This is a genomic window from Vibrio pomeroyi (assembly GCF_024347595.1).
In the GTDB taxonomy this organism is placed as follows: domain Bacteria; phylum Pseudomonadota; class Gammaproteobacteria; order Enterobacterales; family Vibrionaceae; genus Vibrio; species Vibrio pomeroyi.
Window position 1 is genome coordinate 2,793,580 of record NZ_AP025506.1, and the last position, 20,099, is coordinate 2,813,678.

Here is a 20,099-nt window from a genome sequence, read left to right on the forward strand (position 1 = left end):
CTCATAGGGGGTGGCAAGTATTATCATCGGCCGTTTATTAAAAAGGCTGTAACATGCGAGTTAAGTACAGCTGGGCTTTGGTATTACTACTTTCTGGTTGCCAATTAACTCAGTCAGAGAATCCAGACCAAGCTTCCGAGCAAACCAACACATCTCCTATTAAAGAAGTTTCTCAAGCGAACGTTTCATCAGAAGCGACCAAAGAAGAGCCAAAAGTTGAAGCACCAGTCGTTACTCCACAAACACAAGAAGATGTTTGGAAACGCATTGCGATGCAACTTGAAATGGAAGTGCCAGACCAAAAGAAGGTCGACTACTACCGAACTTGGTATCTAAAGCACCCTAGTCATCTAAAAACCGTCTCACAACGAGCTGAACCTTTCCTTTATTTGATCACCACCAAGATTGAAGAAAGAGATATGCCTTTAGAACTGGCACTGTTACCGGTTGTTGAAAGCTCATTTGACGCGTTTGCTTATTCTCACGGCAGTGCTGCCGGCCTATGGCAGTTCATTTCTGGCACTGGTGAAGCATACGGACTAGAACAGAACTTCTGGTACGACGGCCGTCGTGACGTTGCTGCTTCTACTGATGCGGCATTAGACTTCCTAACCGACCTAAACAAACGCTTTGATGGAAACTGGCAACACGCAATTGCGGCCTATAACAGTGGCGGTGGTCGTGTAAATAGTGCAATCCGTAAGAACAAGAAGCTTGGTAAGCCAATCGACTTCTTCTCACTGGATCTGCCAAAAGAGACCAGCAGCTACGTACCTAAACTACTAGCACTAGCAGACGTGATCGCTAACCAAGAAAAGTACGGCATTGACATCCCAGCGATTCCAAACAAGCCGGTACTGACTCTGGTTAACCCTGAAGAGCAACTTGATCTGGCGATTGCTGCTAACTACGCAGGCATTCCAGTCAAAGAACTGCAAGGCTACAACCCAGCTTATAACCAGTGGGCGACATCGCCTGAGAAGCACCAACAATTACTGCTTCCTATCAGCTCAGTTGAAAAATTCAACAAAGAAGTCGCAGCGAATAAAGGCAAAGGCATGAAGTTGGTACGTTACCAAGTTCAGTCGGGTGACAGCATCAGCGTACTGGCAAGCAAATACAACACCACCAGCAAAGTGATTCGCTCTGCAAACGGGTTGAGCAACAATAATATTCGTATTGGCCAGCACCTGCTTATCCCAACCTCAACCAAAGACGACAAGACATACGCACTAAGCGCTTCAAATCGCCTAGCAAGCACACAGTCGAAGAGTCGTGGTCAGTATAAGCTCAGCCATACAGTAAAAAGTGGTGACAGCTTATGGACGATTGCACGCGCAAATAAGGTATCTCACCAATCACTGGCTAAGTGGAACGGTATGGGACCACGCGACACCCTTAGAGTTGGTCAAGAACTGGTCATTTGGAAGAATGGTTCAGACGGCGCTATCATCCGCACGATCTTCTATAACGTAAGATCAGGTGACACAGTCAGCGGTATTGCATCAAAGTTCAAAGTAAAAAGTGCAGATGTTGTAAAATGGAACACTTTGCAGAACAAGAAATACCTACAGCCAGGACAAAAACTGAAGCTGTATGTTGATGTAACTAAGGTAAGTGTATGAACCCGTCAAGTAACCCACTCGTCATGCTGTTGGATATATTCCGATCACCAACAGCTTGTTTCTTAGCGCTTTATCAAAGAAGCGCTTGGGGATGGCAACCCTACGTCGTATTAATACTCAGCCCATTTTTATTTTGGGGTGCCTATTTTTCGAATGTAGATTTTGCTTGGTTAAGCGCAGAGTTATCAAAACAACTGGCTCAAACTAACCCTGACCAATTGGCGTTACTTGACAGCAATACCCTACTCGCAAGTGAGATTATCAACGATGTATTTGGCCGAACGTTAACCATCGTTCTGTTAGCGTTCTGGTTTAATCTCGCAACTAAGCCAAGCCAACATCAGCATAGCTTTTGGCGCTGGTTCGCAGCGGCATCGGTTGTAATATTCCCTGCTGTGTTAGGTGATGTAGCGAGCTACGCAAGCCTAATCCTCAAGCACGGCCATGTGATGAACTACGCGGCAGACCTGAACAGCTTAAACGGCTTAATCAAGTTACCTCTAACTAGCGACTGGTCTCAGTTTGCAAGCTCATTACCACTGCTATTACCTTGGTACATCGTGCTTGGTTACGCAGCCGTACTAACTTGGACTGAGTTTGAACGCGGGCAAGCACTGGTAATTTCAGGTTTACCTTGGGTTGGTTACTACCTAATCTGGGCTATCTACATTTTAGTGTCGTAAATAACCCAGAAAACAGAACAAGTTAGCGAGCCTACCGATTAACTGAATGAGTTACTTCGCCTTAAAGGTCACTAGCATTGGATTATGATCAGAAGCGTCCGTCATGGGCGCTTTTGCTTTTTCTACCTCTAGACCTCGATAGAACACATGGTCGAGCACCAAACCCGTCATAAATTGAGTTCGGTTATCTGGCTCAAAGGCAACTTCTGTTAAACCCACCTTTTCCAACGCATCTTTCAATACCGTAAAGCGCGCTTCGCTCCAACTATTAAAATCGCCAGCAAAGATGACGGCACCGCGGTATTTTTGCAGGTTATCGGTCAAGCTTTTGAGTTGAGCTTCGTAATCTTCCGTACCAAATGTAAAGTTCACCGCGTGGATATTGATCACCGCTAGCTCTTCACCATTGCTTAACTGGTAGCGAGACCAAAGAGCCGATTTAGGCAGTTGCAGCCAAGGCTCTTCATGAGTATAAGCACACGCTTCTATCGGTAAATGAGTCGCTAGGTTGAGCACGCCAGCACTTTGTTCAAAAGCTTCAAACGCATTCACACGAGTACTTCCCCATTGACCACTCGTCACCCATTGGCGAAGCCCATCCGTCATGCTCGCTTCTTGCAGTAATACTAAATCACTTCCCGCCGAGAACTTATTCAGTTCGCTCTGCCAGTTGTTGCGGTTCTGCTTGTAGATGTTCCAGACGGTGAGGCTCAACCCATCTGACACATCAATCGCTTTCGGCTCAGAGTTTTGGTAGCAACTGTAGATATCATTGCTGGTATTTTGAGAGGAAGTGATCAAGTTAGGTTTATTCGGGATCACGAAGATAAGATGAAAACTAGCAACAGCAAGCGTTATCAAGACTACGATAACAATGATGGTTTTCTTAAACATACAGCACCCTACCAGAAATGAAAAAGGAGCGATAAACGCTCCTTGTAGGGTAATAGTTTTTTTATACGGCGTCTTCGTCTTCTTCGCCAGTACGAATACGTACCACACGTTCAACGTCAGTAATGAAGATCTTACCGTCGCCAATTTTGCCTGTTTGCGCCGTTTCGATAATGGTATCAACACATTGGTCAGCCACTTCGTCGGTCACAACAATTTCCAATTTCACTTTAGGTAAAAAGTCGACCATGTACTCTGCGCCGCGGTATAGCTCAGTATGACCTTTTTGACGTCCAAAGCCTTTAACTTCAGATACTGTCATACCCGTAATACCCACTTCTGCAAGTGCTTCACGTACATCATCAAGTTTGAATGGCTTGATAATGGCTTCAATCTTTTTCATGTTCATCCCTTAAACTGTGCGAATGGCTCATTATCGGTTAGCTATAGTAAACATTCAATGAAAAAAGCCAGAGCTTTAAAGCTCTGGCTCGAAATTTATCATCTTGTTTAATCAGCGCTTTAAGAAGGTTTTACTTAAGGCTTGCGTAGTAAGCAGCTAGATTAGCAATATCATCATCATTCAGCATTGAAGCTTGAGCCTGCATTACAGCAGCCAAACCGCCGGTGCGCTGGCCGTTCTTGTATGCGTTAATTGATGAAGCGATGTATTGCTCGTTTTGACCTTTAAGGTTTGGATAACCTGGGATCACTGCGATACCGTCTGCACCATGACATGCTGCACAAATTGCTGCTTTAGCTTGACCCGCAGCAACATCACCCGCCAGAGCGTTACCACTCAGTAGTCCAAATCCAAGAACTAATCCTAGTGTAATTTTCTTCATTGCATATTCCATTAATTATTTTTATTAAAGTGACGTCGAATTGTGACACAAACTTTTTCTACTTGCTCCAAAGCGCTTCACAATCTTGACCTTCGTAGTTTTTATCTACGAATAAGCCTAAAACAGCGATCACTCGCTCACCATCCATTAATATTGGCGTTCTGCGTCGTAACCAACTGGGTACTTGGTATTCCTGAAAGAGTTTTTTGAGCTTTCGACTATGGCCGCGTCCAACAGGATGCGCTGATAATCCTTCAGGGTTGAAGATCACTCGTAGCGTTCCGCTTGAATCCTTCAAACTGAAGTTTTGCGAGTTACGACCATTCGCTACAGCATCACTCTGTGACGGCACTAATTGCAGCTCCCCTAAACCATCGGGCAGTTGCAAGCTATCACCAAGCACAACATCAGCATACCAACTCGACAAGTCCTTAGTCTCTTTCACTATGTAGAGCTGATGATTAAAGCGCCTAACCTCAACATCATTCAGCACCAGTTTAGGGTTGGCATCAGCCTGAGCACACGCCACTTCATTCCAGATAAGCTTGAGCTGCTTTTGACTCGGCATTGCTTGATTACAATGACCCAACCACATTCTTAGCAGTCGTGCTCGTAACAAGTCTGAGTGTTGAGATAACGCCTCAATGTTTAAGCTTTGGCTATCCCCTAAAGCTTGCTTAAAGTGTGATTCAAGCAACTCATCGAGCAATAACTCTTGCTCCGCACAAAGCTGAGCACTGCGACTGACCGACTCACGAAAGCTTGGCCAACGCTCAGTCAGCGCCGGAGTCACTTGATGACGGATAAAGTTACGATCAAAACGCACATCCTGATTACTCTCATCTTCTACCCAAGTTAAGCCCATATCGTGAGCGGCTGTTTCAATCTCGGTTCGGGTTACCGATAGCAGTGGGCGAACAATATGAGCATCAGCAAACGGCATCACTTTAGCCATCGAAGAAAGACCTTTCGGACCACTGCCTCGCTTTAACGCCAACAGGAAAGTTTCGACTTGATCATCGATATGTTGGCCAGTAACAAGTACATCGCCGTGTCGAATATGCTGTTTGAAGGCGTAATATCGAGCATCTCTAGCAAGCTTTTCTATGCTTTCTCCATTGTTAACATCTAACGACACTCGCTCGATAGCTAACGGGATAGACAAAGCATCACACCATGTTTGGCATTGTTCTGCCCAGTGATCGGCATTCTTGCTTAGGCCATGGTGAACATGAACCGCATGGCACTCAATGTCATACGCTTTAATATATTGAGCGGATAACTCCAACAACACTCGTGAATCGACACCACCACTGAAAGCGACGACCAACCGACGAGGCTTAAGCGCGCTTTGGTCAAGTACAGATGTGAAGGTATCAATTAAGTGTGTCATGAGGCGAATAAACCAAGAGGTCGAGTGTGAAGGGATAATGTTTTAATAATAAAAAAGGGTTGGCACTGAGTCCAACCCTTTCATCAACTTGTTACGCTAAGCAGACCTTATCGCTAAGGCAACTTATCAGCAGTAGCCGTAGCTCATCAGACGCTGGTAACGACGCTCAAGAAGCGTTTCGTTATCAAACTGCTCTAGCTCTTCTAGCTGTTTAACTAGCATGTCTTTCATGTTCTGAGCAGTCTGTACTGGGTCACGGTGTGCGCCACCTAGAGGCTCGGGAATGATTTCGTCGATAAGCTCAAGCTCTTTAAGACGAGGGGCAATTAGGCCCATCGCTTCAGCCGCTTGTGGTGCTTTGTCTGAATCACGCCATAAGATTGAAGCACAACCTTCTGGGGAGATTACTGAGTACGTAGAGTATTGAAGCATGTTCACGTAGTCACCAACACCAATCGCTAGTGCACCACCAGAACCGCCTTCACCAACAACGTTACAGATAACTGGAACAGAAAGACCAGCCATAACCTTAAGGTTTTTCGCGATAGCTTCAGATTGACCACGCTCTTCAGCACCAACACCTGGGTATGCGCCCGCTGTGTCGATGAAAGTAATGATAGGCATGTTGAAACGCTCAGCCGTTTCCATTAGACGTAGCGCCTTACGGTAACCTTCTGGCTTTGGCATACCAAAGTTACGGATCACTTTCTCTTTTGTCTCACGACCTTTCTGATGACCAATAACCATAACAGGGCGGCCATTTAGACGAGCCATACCACCCACAATAGCTTTGTCGTCAGCGTAAGCGCGATCGCCCGCCATCTCTTCAAACTCTGTGAATGCATGCTCCAGGTAATCTTTTGTGTAAGGACGTTGAGGGTGACGAGCAAGTTGAGCTACCTGCCATGCACCTAAGTCACTAAAGATTTTCTGTTTAAGCTCTAAGCTTTTTTTCTCTAGTTGTTCGATTTCTTTGTCTAGATCTACCGCTGTGTCACCACCGTGACGCGAAACGTCACGTAGCGCTTCGATTTTTGCTTCAAGTTCAGCGATAGGCTTTTCAAATTCTAGAAAGTTCAGGCTCATCTATGAATCCTTGTTGATTCAGCTCCACAGTCATGAAGCTAAATTTTAGTTAAATTCGAGTTCTACTTGGCTATTTCCAAGCAGCTGTTTTAATTCGTCTAGTAATGTATCACTTGGCGTCACGCGCCATTCTGTGCCCAATGTTAACCGCGCTCTAGCGTCGGCACGTTGGTAGTATACATTGACTGGGACCGTTCCGGCTCTATAAGGTTCTAAGATTTGACCAAAGCGTTCAAAAAATTGACCATTAATCTGGGATTGGTCGATAGATATCGATACCCCACGAGCATATTTTTCACGGGCGCTTCCTAAGTCCATGACCTCGCGCGCGGACATTTTAAGCCCACCGTTGAAGTCATCAAAGCTGACCTGTCCAGAAACGACCACAATTTTGTCTTTTTCGAGCAATTCTGCGTAGCGATCGAGCGCATCTGAGAACAACATCACTTCCATTCGGCCAGATCGGTCATCAAGTGTCATCAAACCGATTCGTGTACCGCGTTTAGTGGTCATCACCCTAGCCGCAATCACTAAACCTGCAATCGTTAATGACTGATCACGACGCGTTGGCGTGGCATCCTTCAAACGACAGCTGGTGTATTTCGCTAATTCTTTGATGTAAGCGTTAACCGGGTGACCCGTTAGATACAAGCCAAGCGTTTCACGTTCGCCCTCAAGCCAAACCTTCTCAGGCCACTTAGGCACTTGGGTATACTTGTGTTCAACCTCTTCTGGAGCATCGGTCAACACGCCAAACATATCTGATTGTCCAAAGGACTCTGCGTGGTGATGTTGGCTTGCCGCTTTCACCGCGTCCGGCAATGAAGCCATCATCGCTGCACGGTGAGGACCTAATCTATCTAAGGCACCGGATAGAATCAACTTTTCGATAACACGTTTGTTGACCTTCTTCAGATCAAGACGTGCACAGAAGTCGAATAAGTCTTTAAAGTAACCGCCCTTATTTCGCGCTTCGATGATCGCTTCGATAGGGCCTTCACCAACCCCCTTGATCGCGCCGATACCATAAACAATCGCACCATCTTCATCCACGTTAAAGCGATACAGGCCCGAGTTAATATCAGGTGGAAGCAGCTTGAGCTTCATACGGAAACATTCATCAACAAGGCCAATAACCTTCTCGGTGTTATCCATATCCGCCGTCATTACCGCAGCCATAAATTCCGCTGGGTAGTGCGTTTTCAGCCACAGCGTTTGGTAAGAAACCAGTGCGTATGCAGCCGAGTGAGATTTGTTAAAGCCGTAGCCCGCAAATTTCTCTACCAAGTCAAAGATCTTCATGGCAAGTTCGCCATCAACACCGTTGGCCTCAGCACCCTCTTTGAAGGTACCACGCTGTTTCGCCATCTCTTCTGGCTTTTTCTTACCCATCGCACGACGCAGCATATCCGCTCCGCCAAGGGTATAGCCCGCCAGAATCTGTGCGATCTGCATTACCTGTTCTTGATACAGGATGATGCCGTAGGTCGGTTCTAGCGTCTCTTTCAACGACTCGTGTTGCCACGTTTCATCAGGGTAAGAAACCGCTTCACGGCCGTGTTTACGGTCGATAAAGTTATCTACCATGCCTGATTGAAGAGGACCCGGACGGAACAGGGCTACCAATGCGATGATATCTTCAAAACAGTCGGGTTGTAGACGTTTGATCAGGTCTTTCATACCACGCGATTCCAGTTGGAATACCGCGGTGGTTTCAGAATTTTGTAATAGGTTGAACGACGCTTGGTCATCAAGAGGAATCGACTCGATACGAACCGGTTCTTTACCCTCTTTCTTCAAACGTGGGTTCACTAGACCTAACGCCCAGTCGATGATGGTCAGGGTACGCAGACCCAAGAAGTCAAACTTAACCAAGCCTGCCGTTTCAACGTCATTCTTATCGAATTGCGTTACTGGGAAGTTACCTTCAGCATCGGCATAGATTGGCGCAAAGTCAGTGATCGTGGTTGGTGAGATTACAACACCACCCGCGTGTTTACCGGCGTTTCGCGTACAACCTTCAAGAATACGACATTTATCGATCAGCTCACGAACTTCTTCATCGCCATCATAAAGCTCCGGCAGTGCTGGTTCAGCAAGGAATGCTTTCTCTAGCGTCATGCCCGGATCTGGCGGTACAAGCTTTGAAATTCGGTCAACGAAACCAAACGGGTGACCCAATACACGGCCTACGTCGCGAATTACCGCTTTCGCCGCCATGGTACCAAAGGTGATGATCTGAGATACCGCATCACGACCGTACATTTCAGCTACGTGGTCGATAACTTGGTCGCGCTTATCCATACAAAAGTCGATATCGAAATCGGGCATCGAGACACGTTCTGGGTTCAAGAAACGTTCGAAAAGGAGATCGTATTCAAGTGGATCGAGATCGGTGATATCCAAGGCGTAAGCTACTAGAGAGCCGGCACCAGAACCACGACCTGGGCCTACTGGCACATCGTTATCTTTAGACCACTGGATAAACTCCATTACGATCAGGAAGTAACCTGGGAACCCCATGTTATTGACAACTTCGAGCTCGATCTTGAGTCGCTCATCGTATTCAGGTCTGCGCTCAGCACGCACTTTTTCATCAGGGAATAGGAACGCTAGACGTCGCTCAAGTCCTTCTTCTGATTTCTTGATCAGGAAGTCTTCAATCGCCAAACCTTCCGTTGGGAAGTTAGGCAGGAAGTATTCGCCTAAACGAACCGTGACATTACAGCGCTTGGCAATCTCAACACTGTTCTCAAGTGCTTCAGGGATATCTGAGAACAACTCACACATCTCTTCTTCACTACGAAGATACTGTTGCGCGCTGTAATTTTTGGGACGACGAGGATCGACCATGGTGAAGCCATCATGAATCGCTACACGGATTTCATGGGCATCAAAAAGATCTTCAGTCAGGAATACCACTTCGTTGGTTGCAACAACAGGCAGGTCTTCTTGCTCAGCCAGTTCCAACGCAAAGTGCAGGTAAGACTCTTCGTCCGGACGTCCGGTACGAATCAACTCAAGGTAAAAACGATCAGGGAAGTATGTTTTGTAAAACTCGACATTGCTTGCAACCAGTTCACGGTTACCTTTCAGCAGCGCTTTACCGATCTCACCTTCTTTTGCACCCGATAGGATGATTAGGCCCTCGGCATTCTCAATCAACCACTCTTTATCGATAACAGGCTGATGCTGTACATGACCGCGAAGGTAAGCTTTTGAGATAAGCAGCGTTAGGTTGTTATAACCTTTATTGTCGGTTGCAATGACGGTGAGCTTGGTCAACTCGTCACCGAACTCTGGAGACTGCATCAAGAAGTCAGCACCAATAATTGGTTTAACCCCGCACCCATGAGCAGTACCGTAGAACTTAACCAAACCACAAAGGTTGGTAAAGTCGGTAAGTGCTAGAGCAGGCATACCCATCTCAGCGACTTTTTTAACTAATGGCGGCACCTTAGAGAGGCCATCCACCATAGAAAAGTCACTGTGTACGCGTAGGTGAACAAATTTTGGATCTGACATTATTTTTCCTGAATTCTAGGTTTGAGCCTAGGGTTACAACTGTGTGTATTCTATTTTTTTCTAGCGTAACTAGGCAACTTTATTCGGTGCTAAGCTCTAGTTAACGTAAAGCTCTAATCTATATAAAGCTTAATCAATGCCTAGAATACGCTTTACTGGCTTAAAGCTCTTCCGGTAATGCTCGGTAACACCATGTTTTTCAATCGCTTCGAAATGCGCTTTAGTTGGGTATCCTTTGTGTTTCGCAAAACCAAACTCTGGATGTAGTTTGTCGAGTTCTTCCATCTCTTGGTCACGAACTACTTTAGCGATAATAGACGCCGCACTTATCTCTGCTACTCGTAAGTCGCCCTTTACAATAGCCAGGCCGTCCATTGGAAGTTGAGGAACACGGTTACCATCGATCAGTGCCATGTCAGGCTGAACGCTCAATCCAGCGATAGCGCGCTGCATGGCGACCATGGTTGCCTGCAGAATGTTCAACTCATCAATTTCTTGTGGTGAACAACGACCAACCGACCACGCCAAGGCTTTCTCTTTAATTTCAGGAAGCAGAGCAAGGCGCTTTTTCTCAGACAGTTTTTTTGAGTCGTTTAAGCCTTCTATTGGATTATTAGGGTCTAGGATAACCGCAGCTGTCACCACATCGCCTACCAATGGCCCGCGCCCTACTTCATCCACACCAGCAAACAACTGGTAGCCTTGTGGGTATTCAAACGGAGGAAGCTCTTTTTTCTCTTTTACTGCCATGACAATTCTCTTTGTAACTTATAATTCAGTGCTTGATGGAGTGGCACTTTATGATTCAACAAACTCTCGACCGATCAATTTCAGCACCGCGTTGGCGGCTTGCTTATCAGCATCTTTACGGATCCAGTGATGCATCTCGGTAAAACGTTCGATCAATGCACTGTTGTCGGCTGATAGCATTTTGTCGACAGATGGGAACAAAAAGTCTGGGTGACACTCTTCAAGAATATGCTCTTTCACGATCTCTTCACCCGCCAAAATATTCGGCAGTGATACGAACTCTGTGATTGCTAACTTCTTCACAATGTAGCCAGTCAGCTTATTCACTTTGTAGCCAACAACCATTGGACGCTTCAGTAGCATACACTCAAGAGCCACTGTGCCCGAAGCCAGAAGCACAGAGTCAGCAGCGGTAATCACGTTGGTTGCCGTATCTTCGACTAACGTGAATTCAAGCTCAGGCGCTGTTGCTTGCCAGATTTCAGTAAACTGCTTTTTGCGCTGCTCATTCACGAGCGCAACAACGAAATTGATATCAGGGTATTTTTGCTTAATGCGCTGGCACGTTTCGATAAATGGTTGAGCGATCAAACCCATCTCACCACCTCGACTGCCCGGCAATACGGCTAACCACTGTTTGTCTTGATCTAAGCCTAATAGCTCACGTGCATCTTGTTTGCTTGGTTCTAAAGGAATTGCATCAGCCAACGTGTGACCAACAAATTCACAGGCAACGTTGTATTTATCGTAAAACGCTTTCTCGAATGGTAGGAAAGCCAAAACTAAGTCGGTCGCTTTGTCTATTTTAAAGATACGCTTAGGACGCCAAGCCCACACGGAAGGGCTCACGTAATGAACCGTTTTAATGCCAGCGTTCTTAAGATCGAGTTCAAGTCTTAGGTTGAAGTCAGGTGCATCGATACCCACAAACACATCTGGCGGGTTTTGAGTGAAATACTTTACCAGCTCCGCTTTCACTTTTAATAAGCGAGCTAAACGACCAAGTACTTCAACTAAGCCCATGACAGCCAGCTCTTCCATCTCGAAAAGAGACTCACAACCAAGCGCCTTCATTTTTGGTCCGCCAATACCGACAAATTCAGCATTCGGGTATTGTGATTTGATTGCTTTGATAAAACCTTCGCCAAGCGTGTCACCAGAGAGTTCTCCGACCACGATACCTACGCGCAGTGGTTCATTCGAAACAAAGTCCGTGCTGTTGGTTGCTGTTTCTTGCTGTGCCATAGTTTTCCAATTCCCTTCTTGCCTAAAACAAAAAAGATCGCCTAATGATTAGCGATCTTTTTGTTATACCAATCTGATTAAGTAATTATTGTCATACTTGCGCGGATTGGTACACAACCACATCCAGTATTAACGAATAATACCGCGCTCAGAGTTCTCTAGCATTTCTAGCATAGGAGCCACCGAAGTAAACTCTTTCGCCATTTCAACTAAAGCCGCTTTCGCTTCTTCAAGCGTTTTACCTGAACGGTATAACTCTTTATACGCTTTCTGTAGTGCACGAATCTCTGGTTTCTCAAATCCGTTACGCTTCAAGCCCACTAGGTTAAGACCGAATGGAGCAGCATGGTTACCCTGTGCAAGTACGTACGGAAGTACATCTTGAACAACAGCAGAACAGCCGCCAATGTATGCGTAAGCACCAATTGAACAGAAAGGGTGAATCGCAGACAGTGCCATAACACCAGCGTAGTCGCCAACCGTTACGTGCCCGCCAAGAATAGCGTTGTTACCAATGTGAGTATGGTTACCAACAATAACATCGTGCGCTACGTGAGCATTAACACAAAGTAGGTTGTCATCACCAATTACAGTGGTTGCTTTGTCTTGTACCGTACCACGGTGGATTTGAACCGCTTCACGAATTACGTTGCGATCACCGATCACAACCGTCGTGTCTTCACCGCCGTATTTCTTATCTTGGTTTTCTTCACCGATAACGGCGTGTGGGAAAATGCGGTTTTCTTTACCAATGGTAGTGTGACCTTTGATCACAACATGCGACATGATTTCTGTGTCGTCGCCAATGGTCACATTACCAGCAATGTAAGTGAAAGGCCCAACCATCACGTTAGCACCGATAGTTACATCACCTTCGATTACTGCTGCCGGGTGAATTTTCGCTGTTTCATGAATCATATTAAAACTCTCTACGAGCACATTTAAGTTCAGCTGAACATACAACGTCGCCGTCAACTTTCGCTACACCGTTGAACGATGCAATGCCACGACGCTCTTTTAAGAATTCAACTTCGATAACCAGTTGGTCACCAGGTACTACTGGCTTACGGAATTTTGCTTTATCAACACTTGCAAAGTAGTAAAGCTCGTTACCAGAAGGCGCACCAAAAGATTTAAATGCTAGAAGGCCTGTTGCTTGTGCCATTGCTTCTAAGATCAACACGCCTGGGAATACAGGAAGTTGTGGGAAGTGGCCTGTGAACTGAGGTTCGTTAACAGAGACATTCTTAATCGCAGTCAGTGTTTTTTCTTTTTCAAAGCTAGTCACACGATCAACCATTAAGAATGGGTAGCGATGAGGTAATAGTTCCTGAATTTCAGTAATGTTCATCGTTGTCTGTTCAGTAGTCAAAGTCGTATTCCTATATATATTCTTTATTTAATTAGAAGGATTATAAACGAAAAAGACTCGCTGTACGCGAGCCTTTTATTAGAAATGCTGGAATTATGATTCCGCGCTCTTCTCGATAAGTTTTTCAACGGTTTTCAAACGCTTGTTCATTTCATCAATTCGATGAACACGCGTTGCTGTTTTACGCCAATCTTTGTTTGGCTGTAAAGGAATACCTGAAGAGTACATGCCTTTCTCAGTGATACTGCGCATTACCATCCCCATACCGGTGATTGTAACGCCGTCAACGATTTCAATGTGACCATTAATCACACACCCACCACCAATAATACAGTACTTACCTATCGTCGTGCTGCCTGCGATAATAGTACCACCCGCAAGAGCAGAACCATATCCGATGTGAACATTATGAGCAATTTGAAGTTGGTTATCTAAGATAACGTTATCTTCAATGATTGTGTCATCTAATGCACCACGGTCAATGGTAGTACACGCGCCGATTTCTACGCGGTTACCAATGCGAACAGAACCCACTTGCGGGATCTTCACCCACTCGCCTTTCTCGTTCGCATAACCAAATCCATCAGAGCCGATCACCGTACTTGATTGAACTAAACACGCTTCACCAATCACTACTTCATGGTAAATGCTTACGTTAGCCCAAAGCTTAGTGCCAGCACCAACCTTTGCGTTTTTACCGATAAAGCAGCCCGCACCGATGATCACATCGTCGCCGAGAACAACACCAGACTCAATCACAGCGTTTGCACCAATAGACACGTTTTGTCCAATGGTTGCATCACTTGCAATCGAAGCTGAATCAGCAATAGCCGCAGCGGGTGCTGGAGTAGTATCAAGCGCTTGAGCAACTTTAGCAAAAGCAACGTAAGGGTCATTAACCACAATCACGTTAGTCTTACACAGTTCACGCTCACTCTCTTTAACCATAATAGCGGATGCTTTACAGTCACCTAAGTGCTTGCTGTACTTCACGTTAGAAAGGAACGTAATGTTACCTTCCTGCGCTTTATCCATAGGAGCGACTGCTGAAACGGTAATCGTACCATCTCCGTGTAGCTCTCCCCCGGTAATCGTTGCCAATTCGGCTAAAGTCAGATTCTTCATAAAACTTATTTCAGTGCTTTAATTACTTTCTCAGAGATGTTGTATTCTGGCTTGCCGTATTGCAGAGCTTGAATATCAACGATCATGTCGTAGCCTTCTTTCTCTGCAACTTTCGTTACAGCATCTTGAATCACTTTGAATAGCTTCTGCTTCTCTTGTGCTTCACGACGTTGGCTTGCTTTTTCTAGTGCTTGAGCTTTGATTTTGTATTTGCTGTCTAGTTGACCTACTTCGATACGTAGCTTCTCAACTTCGTCAGGACCTAGTAGCTCGCCATCACGCTTAAGCTTTTCAATCTTCGTTTTAGCTTCAGCTTGAATGCTCTGTAGCTCAGCTGCTTTGTCTTTGAACTCTTCCTGCATTTTTTGAAGAACAACTTCACGCTGAGGTAGAGCCTGGAATACTTGTGCAGTGTTTACATAACCCACTTTTTGCGCAGCTTCAGCAGCTGTTGCAAAGAAAGAAGAGCTAAGAACTACAAGGCCTAAACCTGCTGCTTTAATCATATTTTTCAAAATATTGTCCTTTAAATATTAGAAAGTTCTACCAATGGTGAATGTGAAGAATTCTTCATCATCACCTTCGTAAATTTTAATTGGCTTCGCTAGAGAGAAAACCAGTGGGCCCATCGGTGACATCCATTGAAGGGCTGCACCATAAGATGAACGGTAATTCGTTGGATCAGAGTAATCGTAGTAGTACTGGCCGCCACTATTAGGTGCGCCACGGTCTACGAACTCGGTATCCCATACACTTGCCATATCGAAGAAGACACTGGTACGAATTTGGCTGCGTGCTTCATCAGAAGCAAACGGCGTAGGTACGATTAACTCTAAACTTGCCAAAGCAACCGCGTTACCACCTACTGAATCATCCGTAGCGGTATCGTAGGTTGGGTTGTTACCCGTGCTGCTTCCGTAAACGGCTTTCGGACCTGCCGAGTTAGAGCCAAAACCACGTAGGGTTGTAAAACCACCCGCATAGTAGTTCTCGTAGAATGGGAACAAGTTATCGTTACCATCCGTTTGACCATAACCATTACCATAGCCTAATCGGCCACGCATCAATAGTGTGAACTCATGCTTTTTGGTCAGCGGGATGTAATGTTTTACATCGTACTGCATTTTGAAGTACTGAGCATCAGAGCCTGGTACCGTCATTTTAGCGAAAGCACGTTGGTGGTTACCCTCAGTTGGGAAGAAACCACGGTTCAAATTGTTACGCGTCCATGAAATATTGATATCGAAGTCATCGGTTAAGATGTGCTCGTCACCGTATTGGTCGATACTTCTCGCGAACTGTTCAACTTGGATATAAGTCGGTACGTTACCGATCTTGTTATGCGTGTAACCCACACCAAACTCGATACGGTTCAGCTCATCCATAGGGAAACCCCATGTTAGGCTGGTACCATAACTTTGGTTGGTATAGTCGACGATACCCGCTTCAGATGCTTCAAATTCGTTGTAGAAGATCTTACCGCCTAAACTCACACCATCAAGGTTCCAGTATGGGTCGCGGTAGTCTAAGCTCACGTTCTTTTGGTAATCGTTCATCATGGCACTGACACCAACACGGTTACCAGAACCTGCAAAGTTGTCTTGTTGTAGACCAACTTGGAAGCTCACACCCGATTCAGTACCGTAGCCGACACCAAAGTTAATGCTGCCTGAGTTCGCTTCTTTAACGTTGTAAACCAAATCCACTTGGTCTTCACTGCCAGGAACACGTACTGTTTGTACGTCCACAGTCTCGAAGAAACCTAAACGGTTAAGACGGCTCTTACCCGTATCAATCGATTTAGAGTTCAGCCAGCTACCTTCCATTTGACGCATTTCACGACGTAACACTTCATCTTTTGTCGAGTTGTTACCTGTGAAACGAATATCACGAACGTAAATACGGCTGCCCGCTTCTACATTGATCACAAGCGAAACTTCTTTCGTCTCGTCATTGAATTCAGGAATAGTACGAACTTGTGGGTAAGCATAGCCAGACTCACCAAGAATACGTTTTACACCTTCTTCTAGTGAAGTCACAGAAGAGCCGTTGTACGTATCACCATCTTCAAATGGTACTAGAGCATCAAAATCAGCCTCACGGCCAATCAGCTCACCACGGAACGACACATCTTTAACGGTGTAAGCTTCGCCTTCATCGAGGCCAAGCGTGATATAAACACCTTTCTTGTCTGGAGAGATCGCAACCTGAGTTGAGTCCACCTTAAACTTAAGGTAACCACGGTCAAGGTAGTACGATTTCAGTGCTTCAATATCACCGGCTAAAACTTGCTTCTGGTATTTTTCATCTGCAAGGAAGTTCCACCATGCAACGTCTACGTTGAGGTTGAAACGGCTAAGCAGGTCAGCGTCAGAGAAGACTTCGTTACCGATAAAGTTAATTTGCTGAATCTTAGCGGATACGCCTTCAGTAAACACAAACTTAAGGTCAGAACGGTTACGCGGTAAAGGCGTCACAACCGCTTTTACTGTCGCGTTGTATTTACCAACACTGTAGTAAAAGTCTTCAAGGCCTTTCTCAATGTTACTCAGCGTTGTACGGTCAAGGGCTTCACCTTCACGAACACCAGACGCATCTAGGTTCTGCTGAAGCTGTTCTTCTTTAATCGCTTTGTTACCAGAGAATGAGATGCTTGCGATGGTCGGTCGTTCTTGAACTTGAACAATCAATACACCTTCATCACGAAGTACTTTAACGTCCTCAAAGTTGCCCGAAGCATACAATGCACGAATGATCTCAGACACATCGCTTTCATCCACTTCATCGCCAATACGTACTGGCATTTTCAGTAGAGCTGCACCAAGTGCAACACGCTGTAAACCTTCGATCTTGATATCTTGAACTACAAAGTTTTGTGCTCCGTTCGCAGCCACACTAGTGGCCAATAGACTTGCGAACAGAATTTGCTTAATCGCCATACTTATTCTAATTATTCCTTGCTACTACCAATGCCTGTGAGAAACCATTCACAGACGAGTAAAATCGTTAAATATTGCCAGAGCCATTAATGAGAAGAGGATTGCCCCTCCCACTCTGTATCCCATTTCCTGAACTTTCTCAGGTACTGGTTTACGAGTAACGGCCTCAATAGCGAAAAACAGCAAATGTCCGCCATCAAGCATAGGCAGCGGAACCAAATTAATAATCCCCAAGTTAACACTAATCAGAGCCAAAAAGCCCAAGAAGTAAACCAGACCATAATCGGCGGTTGTACCTGCACCTTTAGCGATTGAAATAGGGCCACTCAAGTTGTTTAAGCCAACATCACCAACGATGAGCTTCTTAAGCATTGTCAGTGTCAAACCAATGATTTGACCTGTTTTATCAAATGCTTTTCCTACAGACTCAATTACACCAAATTGTAACTCAAAGCGATAATCTTCTGGCCATTCTGCGACTTCCGGAGCAATACCTGCATAGCCGATTGTCGAACCATCAGAAAGCTCTCGACTTTTTGGTGTCATAACCAATGACTGCTCAGCGCCATTTCGCAATACCACCAAATCCAATGATGTCATTGGATTTGCACGAATTAACTCAACAACCGACTGCCACTGTTCAATAGGTTGGCCGTTAATCTCAACAATTTTATCGCCAGCTTCAAGACCTGCATCGTATGCAGCGCCATCATCAATGATTTGAGCCAGTACGGTCGATATCTCTGGAGAATACGGTCTAAAACCCAGCGTTGTCATTGCAGATTCAGTTTCTGGGTTGAACGACCAGTCTGAAATATCCAATGTCATTTGTTGCTCAAAGCCGATGTCGTCTTGAGAAGCAACCGTCACTGTCATGGATTGATCACCAATGTGTGATATCAAACCCATATTGACTGATTCCCAATCTGCGGTTTTGATTCCTGAAATAGATTTAAGTTCCATTCCAGTTTCAATTCCGGCTTGTGCAGCAATAGATTGCGGAGTAACTTCACCAATCACGGGCTTAACCGCGGGTACACCAATCAAAAATACTAGCCAATACGCGAACACCGCAAAGATAAAGTTGAATGCAGGGCCTGCACCAACTATCGCCGTTCGTTTCCAAAGCGGCTTCTTGTCGAAAGCGTATTGCTGTTCATCTTCAGAAAGATCATCAACACGACCATCAAGCATCTTAACGTAGCCGCCCAGTGGAATCACTGACAAGCTGTATTCAGTACCATCACGGCCCACTTTACTCCAGATTGATTTACCAAAACCAATCGAGAATTTTTCAACTTTCACACCACAACGACGAGCAACCCAGAAATGTCCAAACTCATGAACAGCGACTAGAATGCCAAGCGCTACGATAAAAGATGCGAAGTTCCACAGAATTCCACTCATGCTAGCTGCTCTTTAATAAATTGAATGGCTATTTGACGAGACATATTATCTAGCTCGAGAAGGCTTTCCAAGCTATCTAAGCCCTCAGAGTTATGTTGTTCACATACTTTGCTCATAACGTGTTCGTTAATGACAGCTATATCGGTAAACTTCACTTGATTGTGCAAGAAAGCATCGACCGCAATTTCGTTTGCCGCATTAATGGCTGTTGTCGCATGCTGACCCAAATAGCACGCTTCAATCGCTAACCTCAAACACGGGTAACGACTAAAATCTGGTTCTAAGAAGGTAAGCTCGCCCACTTTGGTAAAGTCTAAAGGCTTAACACCCGCTTCGGTACGATTAGGGTAAGACATCGTCAAAGCAATTGGCGTTGCCATGTCCGGTTCGCCCATTTGAGCGAGCACAGAGCCATCCTTGTATTGGACCATAGAGTGAATCACAGACTGCGGGTGAATGATGACCTTTAACTGCTCCTGAGAAGCATTAAATAGCCATTTCGCTTCAATGTACTCTAGCCCTTTATTCATCATAGTCGCAGAATCGACAGAGATCTTAGGACCCATAGACCAGTTAGGGTGTGCAATTGCGCGTTCAGGAGTCACTGATTCGAGCTCAGCCACATCGGTATAACGGAAAGGACCACCAGAACCCGTCAGAAGAATATGGTTAATGCCGTTTTCTTCAAGGTCACAGCGGCCTAGTTTGGTTTGTACGTCCTGCGGAAGGCATTGGAAAATAGCATTATGTTCACTGTCGACAGGAAGCAGCTCTGCTCCGTATTTTTCCACGGCGTCGATAAACAGCTGACCAGACATCACCAAAGCTTCTTTATTAGCAAGCAAGATACGCTTACCCGCTTTAACCGCAGACATCGTAGGAAGCAGACCTGCTGCACCAACAATCGCAGCCATTACTGTATCCACGTCTTCTAAAGAAGCAACCTGACACATGCCTTCAGTGCCTGAAAGGACTTTAATGCTTGGGTAATCCGCAGACAACATGTCCGTCAGCTGAGATGCAGCATCAGGGCAAGCCATAGCAACATAGCTTGGTTGCCACTTTTCAACTAACGCCAGCATCTTTTCAACATTCGAGCCGGCAGCCAGTGCTACAACCGAATAGAGATCTGGGTTTTGCTCAACGACTTTTAGGGTACTTGCACCAATTGAGCCGGTAGCGCCAAGGATAGTTAGATTTCGCATCACATATG

At 45.5% G+C, this 20,099-nt stretch carries 17 protein-coding genes; 2 read left to right on the top strand and 15 right to left on the bottom strand.

What is annotated here, in order from left to right; all coding sequences use genetic code 11:
- Positions 1–53: 53 nt before the first annotated feature.
- Positions 54–1,625: a LysM peptidoglycan-binding domain-containing protein gene (locus OCV12_RS12180; RefSeq protein ID WP_261884751.1), complete on the top strand. Its 1,572-nt coding sequence runs from the start codon at positions 54–56 to the stop codon at positions 1,623–1,625.
- Positions 1,622–2,308 carry a YIP1 family protein gene (locus OCV12_RS12185; protein ID WP_176680289.1) on the top strand — a complete coding sequence of 229 codons (687 nt, stop codon included), beginning with the start codon at positions 1,622–1,624 and terminating at the stop codon, positions 2,306–2,308. The genes OCV12_RS12180 and OCV12_RS12185 overlap by 4 nt, the downstream gene beginning before the upstream one ends.
- A 51-nt stretch (positions 2,309–2,359) precedes the next feature.
- On the opposite strand, the gene OCV12_RS12190 is transcribed toward OCV12_RS12185, so the two are convergent.
- The 15 genes from OCV12_RS12190 to ispC form a co-directional block, all read right to left on the bottom strand.
- Positions 2,360–3,202 (bottom strand): endonuclease/exonuclease/phosphatase family protein, encoded by an 843-nt coding sequence (locus OCV12_RS12190; RefSeq protein ID WP_261884752.1) that lies wholly within the window; start codon positions 3,200–3,202, stop codon positions 2,360–2,362.
- A gap of 61 nt (positions 3,203–3,263) precedes the next feature.
- The gene (gene glnB / locus OCV12_RS12195) at positions 3,264–3,602 is read right to left on the bottom strand and encodes a nitrogen regulatory protein P-II (RefSeq protein ID WP_004738609.1); all 339 of its coding nucleotides are present in this window, start codon (positions 3,600–3,602) and stop codon (positions 3,264–3,266) included.
- Between the two features lie 130 nt (positions 3,603–3,732).
- Positions 3,733–4,044 (bottom strand): c-type cytochrome, encoded by a 312-nt coding sequence (locus OCV12_RS12200; RefSeq protein WP_248386709.1) that lies wholly within the window; start codon positions 4,042–4,044, stop codon positions 3,733–3,735.
- A 58-nt stretch (positions 4,045–4,102) separates the two neighbouring features.
- Positions 4,103–5,437: a tRNA lysidine(34) synthetase TilS gene (gene tilS / locus OCV12_RS12205; RefSeq protein WP_261884753.1), complete on the bottom strand. Its 1,335-nt coding sequence runs from the start codon at positions 5,435–5,437 to the stop codon at positions 4,103–4,105.
- A gap of 126 nt (positions 5,438–5,563) precedes the next feature.
- Entirely contained in the window at positions 5,564–6,523 is a 960-nt protein-coding gene (gene accA, locus OCV12_RS12210; protein ID WP_008224015.1) for an acetyl-CoA carboxylase carboxyl transferase subunit alpha, read from the bottom strand.
- Between the two features lie 45 nt (positions 6,524–6,568).
- Complete coding sequence (gene dnaE / locus OCV12_RS12215; RefSeq protein WP_261884754.1) at positions 6,569–10,048, bottom strand: DNA polymerase III subunit alpha; 3,480 nt, start codon at positions 10,046–10,048, stop codon at positions 6,569–6,571.
- A 129-nt stretch (positions 10,049–10,177) separates the two neighbouring features.
- Positions 10,178–10,798, bottom strand: coding sequence for a ribonuclease HII (gene rnhB, locus OCV12_RS12220; protein ID WP_017069379.1), 621 nt, complete (start codon positions 10,796–10,798; stop codon positions 10,178–10,180).
- Between the two features lie 48 nt (positions 10,799–10,846).
- Positions 10,847–12,043: a lipid-A-disaccharide synthase gene (gene lpxB / locus OCV12_RS12225; RefSeq protein ID WP_261884755.1), complete on the bottom strand. Its 1,197-nt coding sequence runs from the start codon at positions 12,041–12,043 to the stop codon at positions 10,847–10,849.
- 129 nt (positions 12,044–12,172) lie between these two features.
- Entirely contained in the window at positions 12,173–12,961 is a 789-nt protein-coding gene (gene lpxA / locus OCV12_RS12230) for an acyl-ACP--UDP-N-acetylglucosamine O-acyltransferase (RefSeq protein ID WP_261884756.1), read from the bottom strand.
- Between the two features lies 1 nt (position 12,962).
- The gene (gene fabZ, locus OCV12_RS12235; RefSeq protein ID WP_048661224.1) at positions 12,963–13,415 is read right to left on the bottom strand and encodes a 3-hydroxyacyl-ACP dehydratase FabZ; all 453 of its coding nucleotides are present in this window, start codon (positions 13,413–13,415) and stop codon (positions 12,963–12,965) included.
- Between the two features lie 93 nt (positions 13,416–13,508).
- Positions 13,509–14,540, bottom strand: coding sequence for a UDP-3-O-(3-hydroxymyristoyl)glucosamine N-acyltransferase (gene lpxD, locus OCV12_RS12240; RefSeq protein WP_261884757.1), 1,032 nt, complete (start codon positions 14,538–14,540; stop codon positions 13,509–13,511).
- Positions 14,541–14,545: 5 nt separating this feature from the next.
- Positions 14,546–15,046, bottom strand: a complete 501-nt coding sequence (locus OCV12_RS12245) for an OmpH family outer membrane protein (protein ID WP_017056311.1) — start codon at positions 15,044–15,046, stop codon at positions 14,546–14,548.
- Positions 15,047–15,073: 27 nt separating this feature from the next.
- The gene (gene bamA, locus OCV12_RS12250; RefSeq protein ID WP_176680297.1) at positions 15,074–17,479 is read right to left on the bottom strand and encodes an outer membrane protein assembly factor BamA; all 2,406 of its coding nucleotides are present in this window, start codon (positions 17,477–17,479) and stop codon (positions 15,074–15,076) included.
- Between the two features lie 48 nt (positions 17,480–17,527).
- Positions 17,528–18,886, bottom strand: coding sequence for a sigma E protease regulator RseP (gene rseP, locus OCV12_RS12255; protein ID WP_017066403.1), 1,359 nt, complete (start codon positions 18,884–18,886; stop codon positions 17,528–17,530).
- On the bottom strand, positions 18,883–20,091 hold the full coding sequence (gene ispC, locus OCV12_RS12260) for a 1-deoxy-D-xylulose-5-phosphate reductoisomerase (RefSeq protein WP_261884758.1): 1,209 nt from the start codon (positions 20,089–20,091) through the stop codon (positions 18,883–18,885). Before ispC ends, rseP begins: the two co-directional genes overlap by 4 nt.
- Positions 20,092–20,099 lie beyond the last annotated feature (8 nt).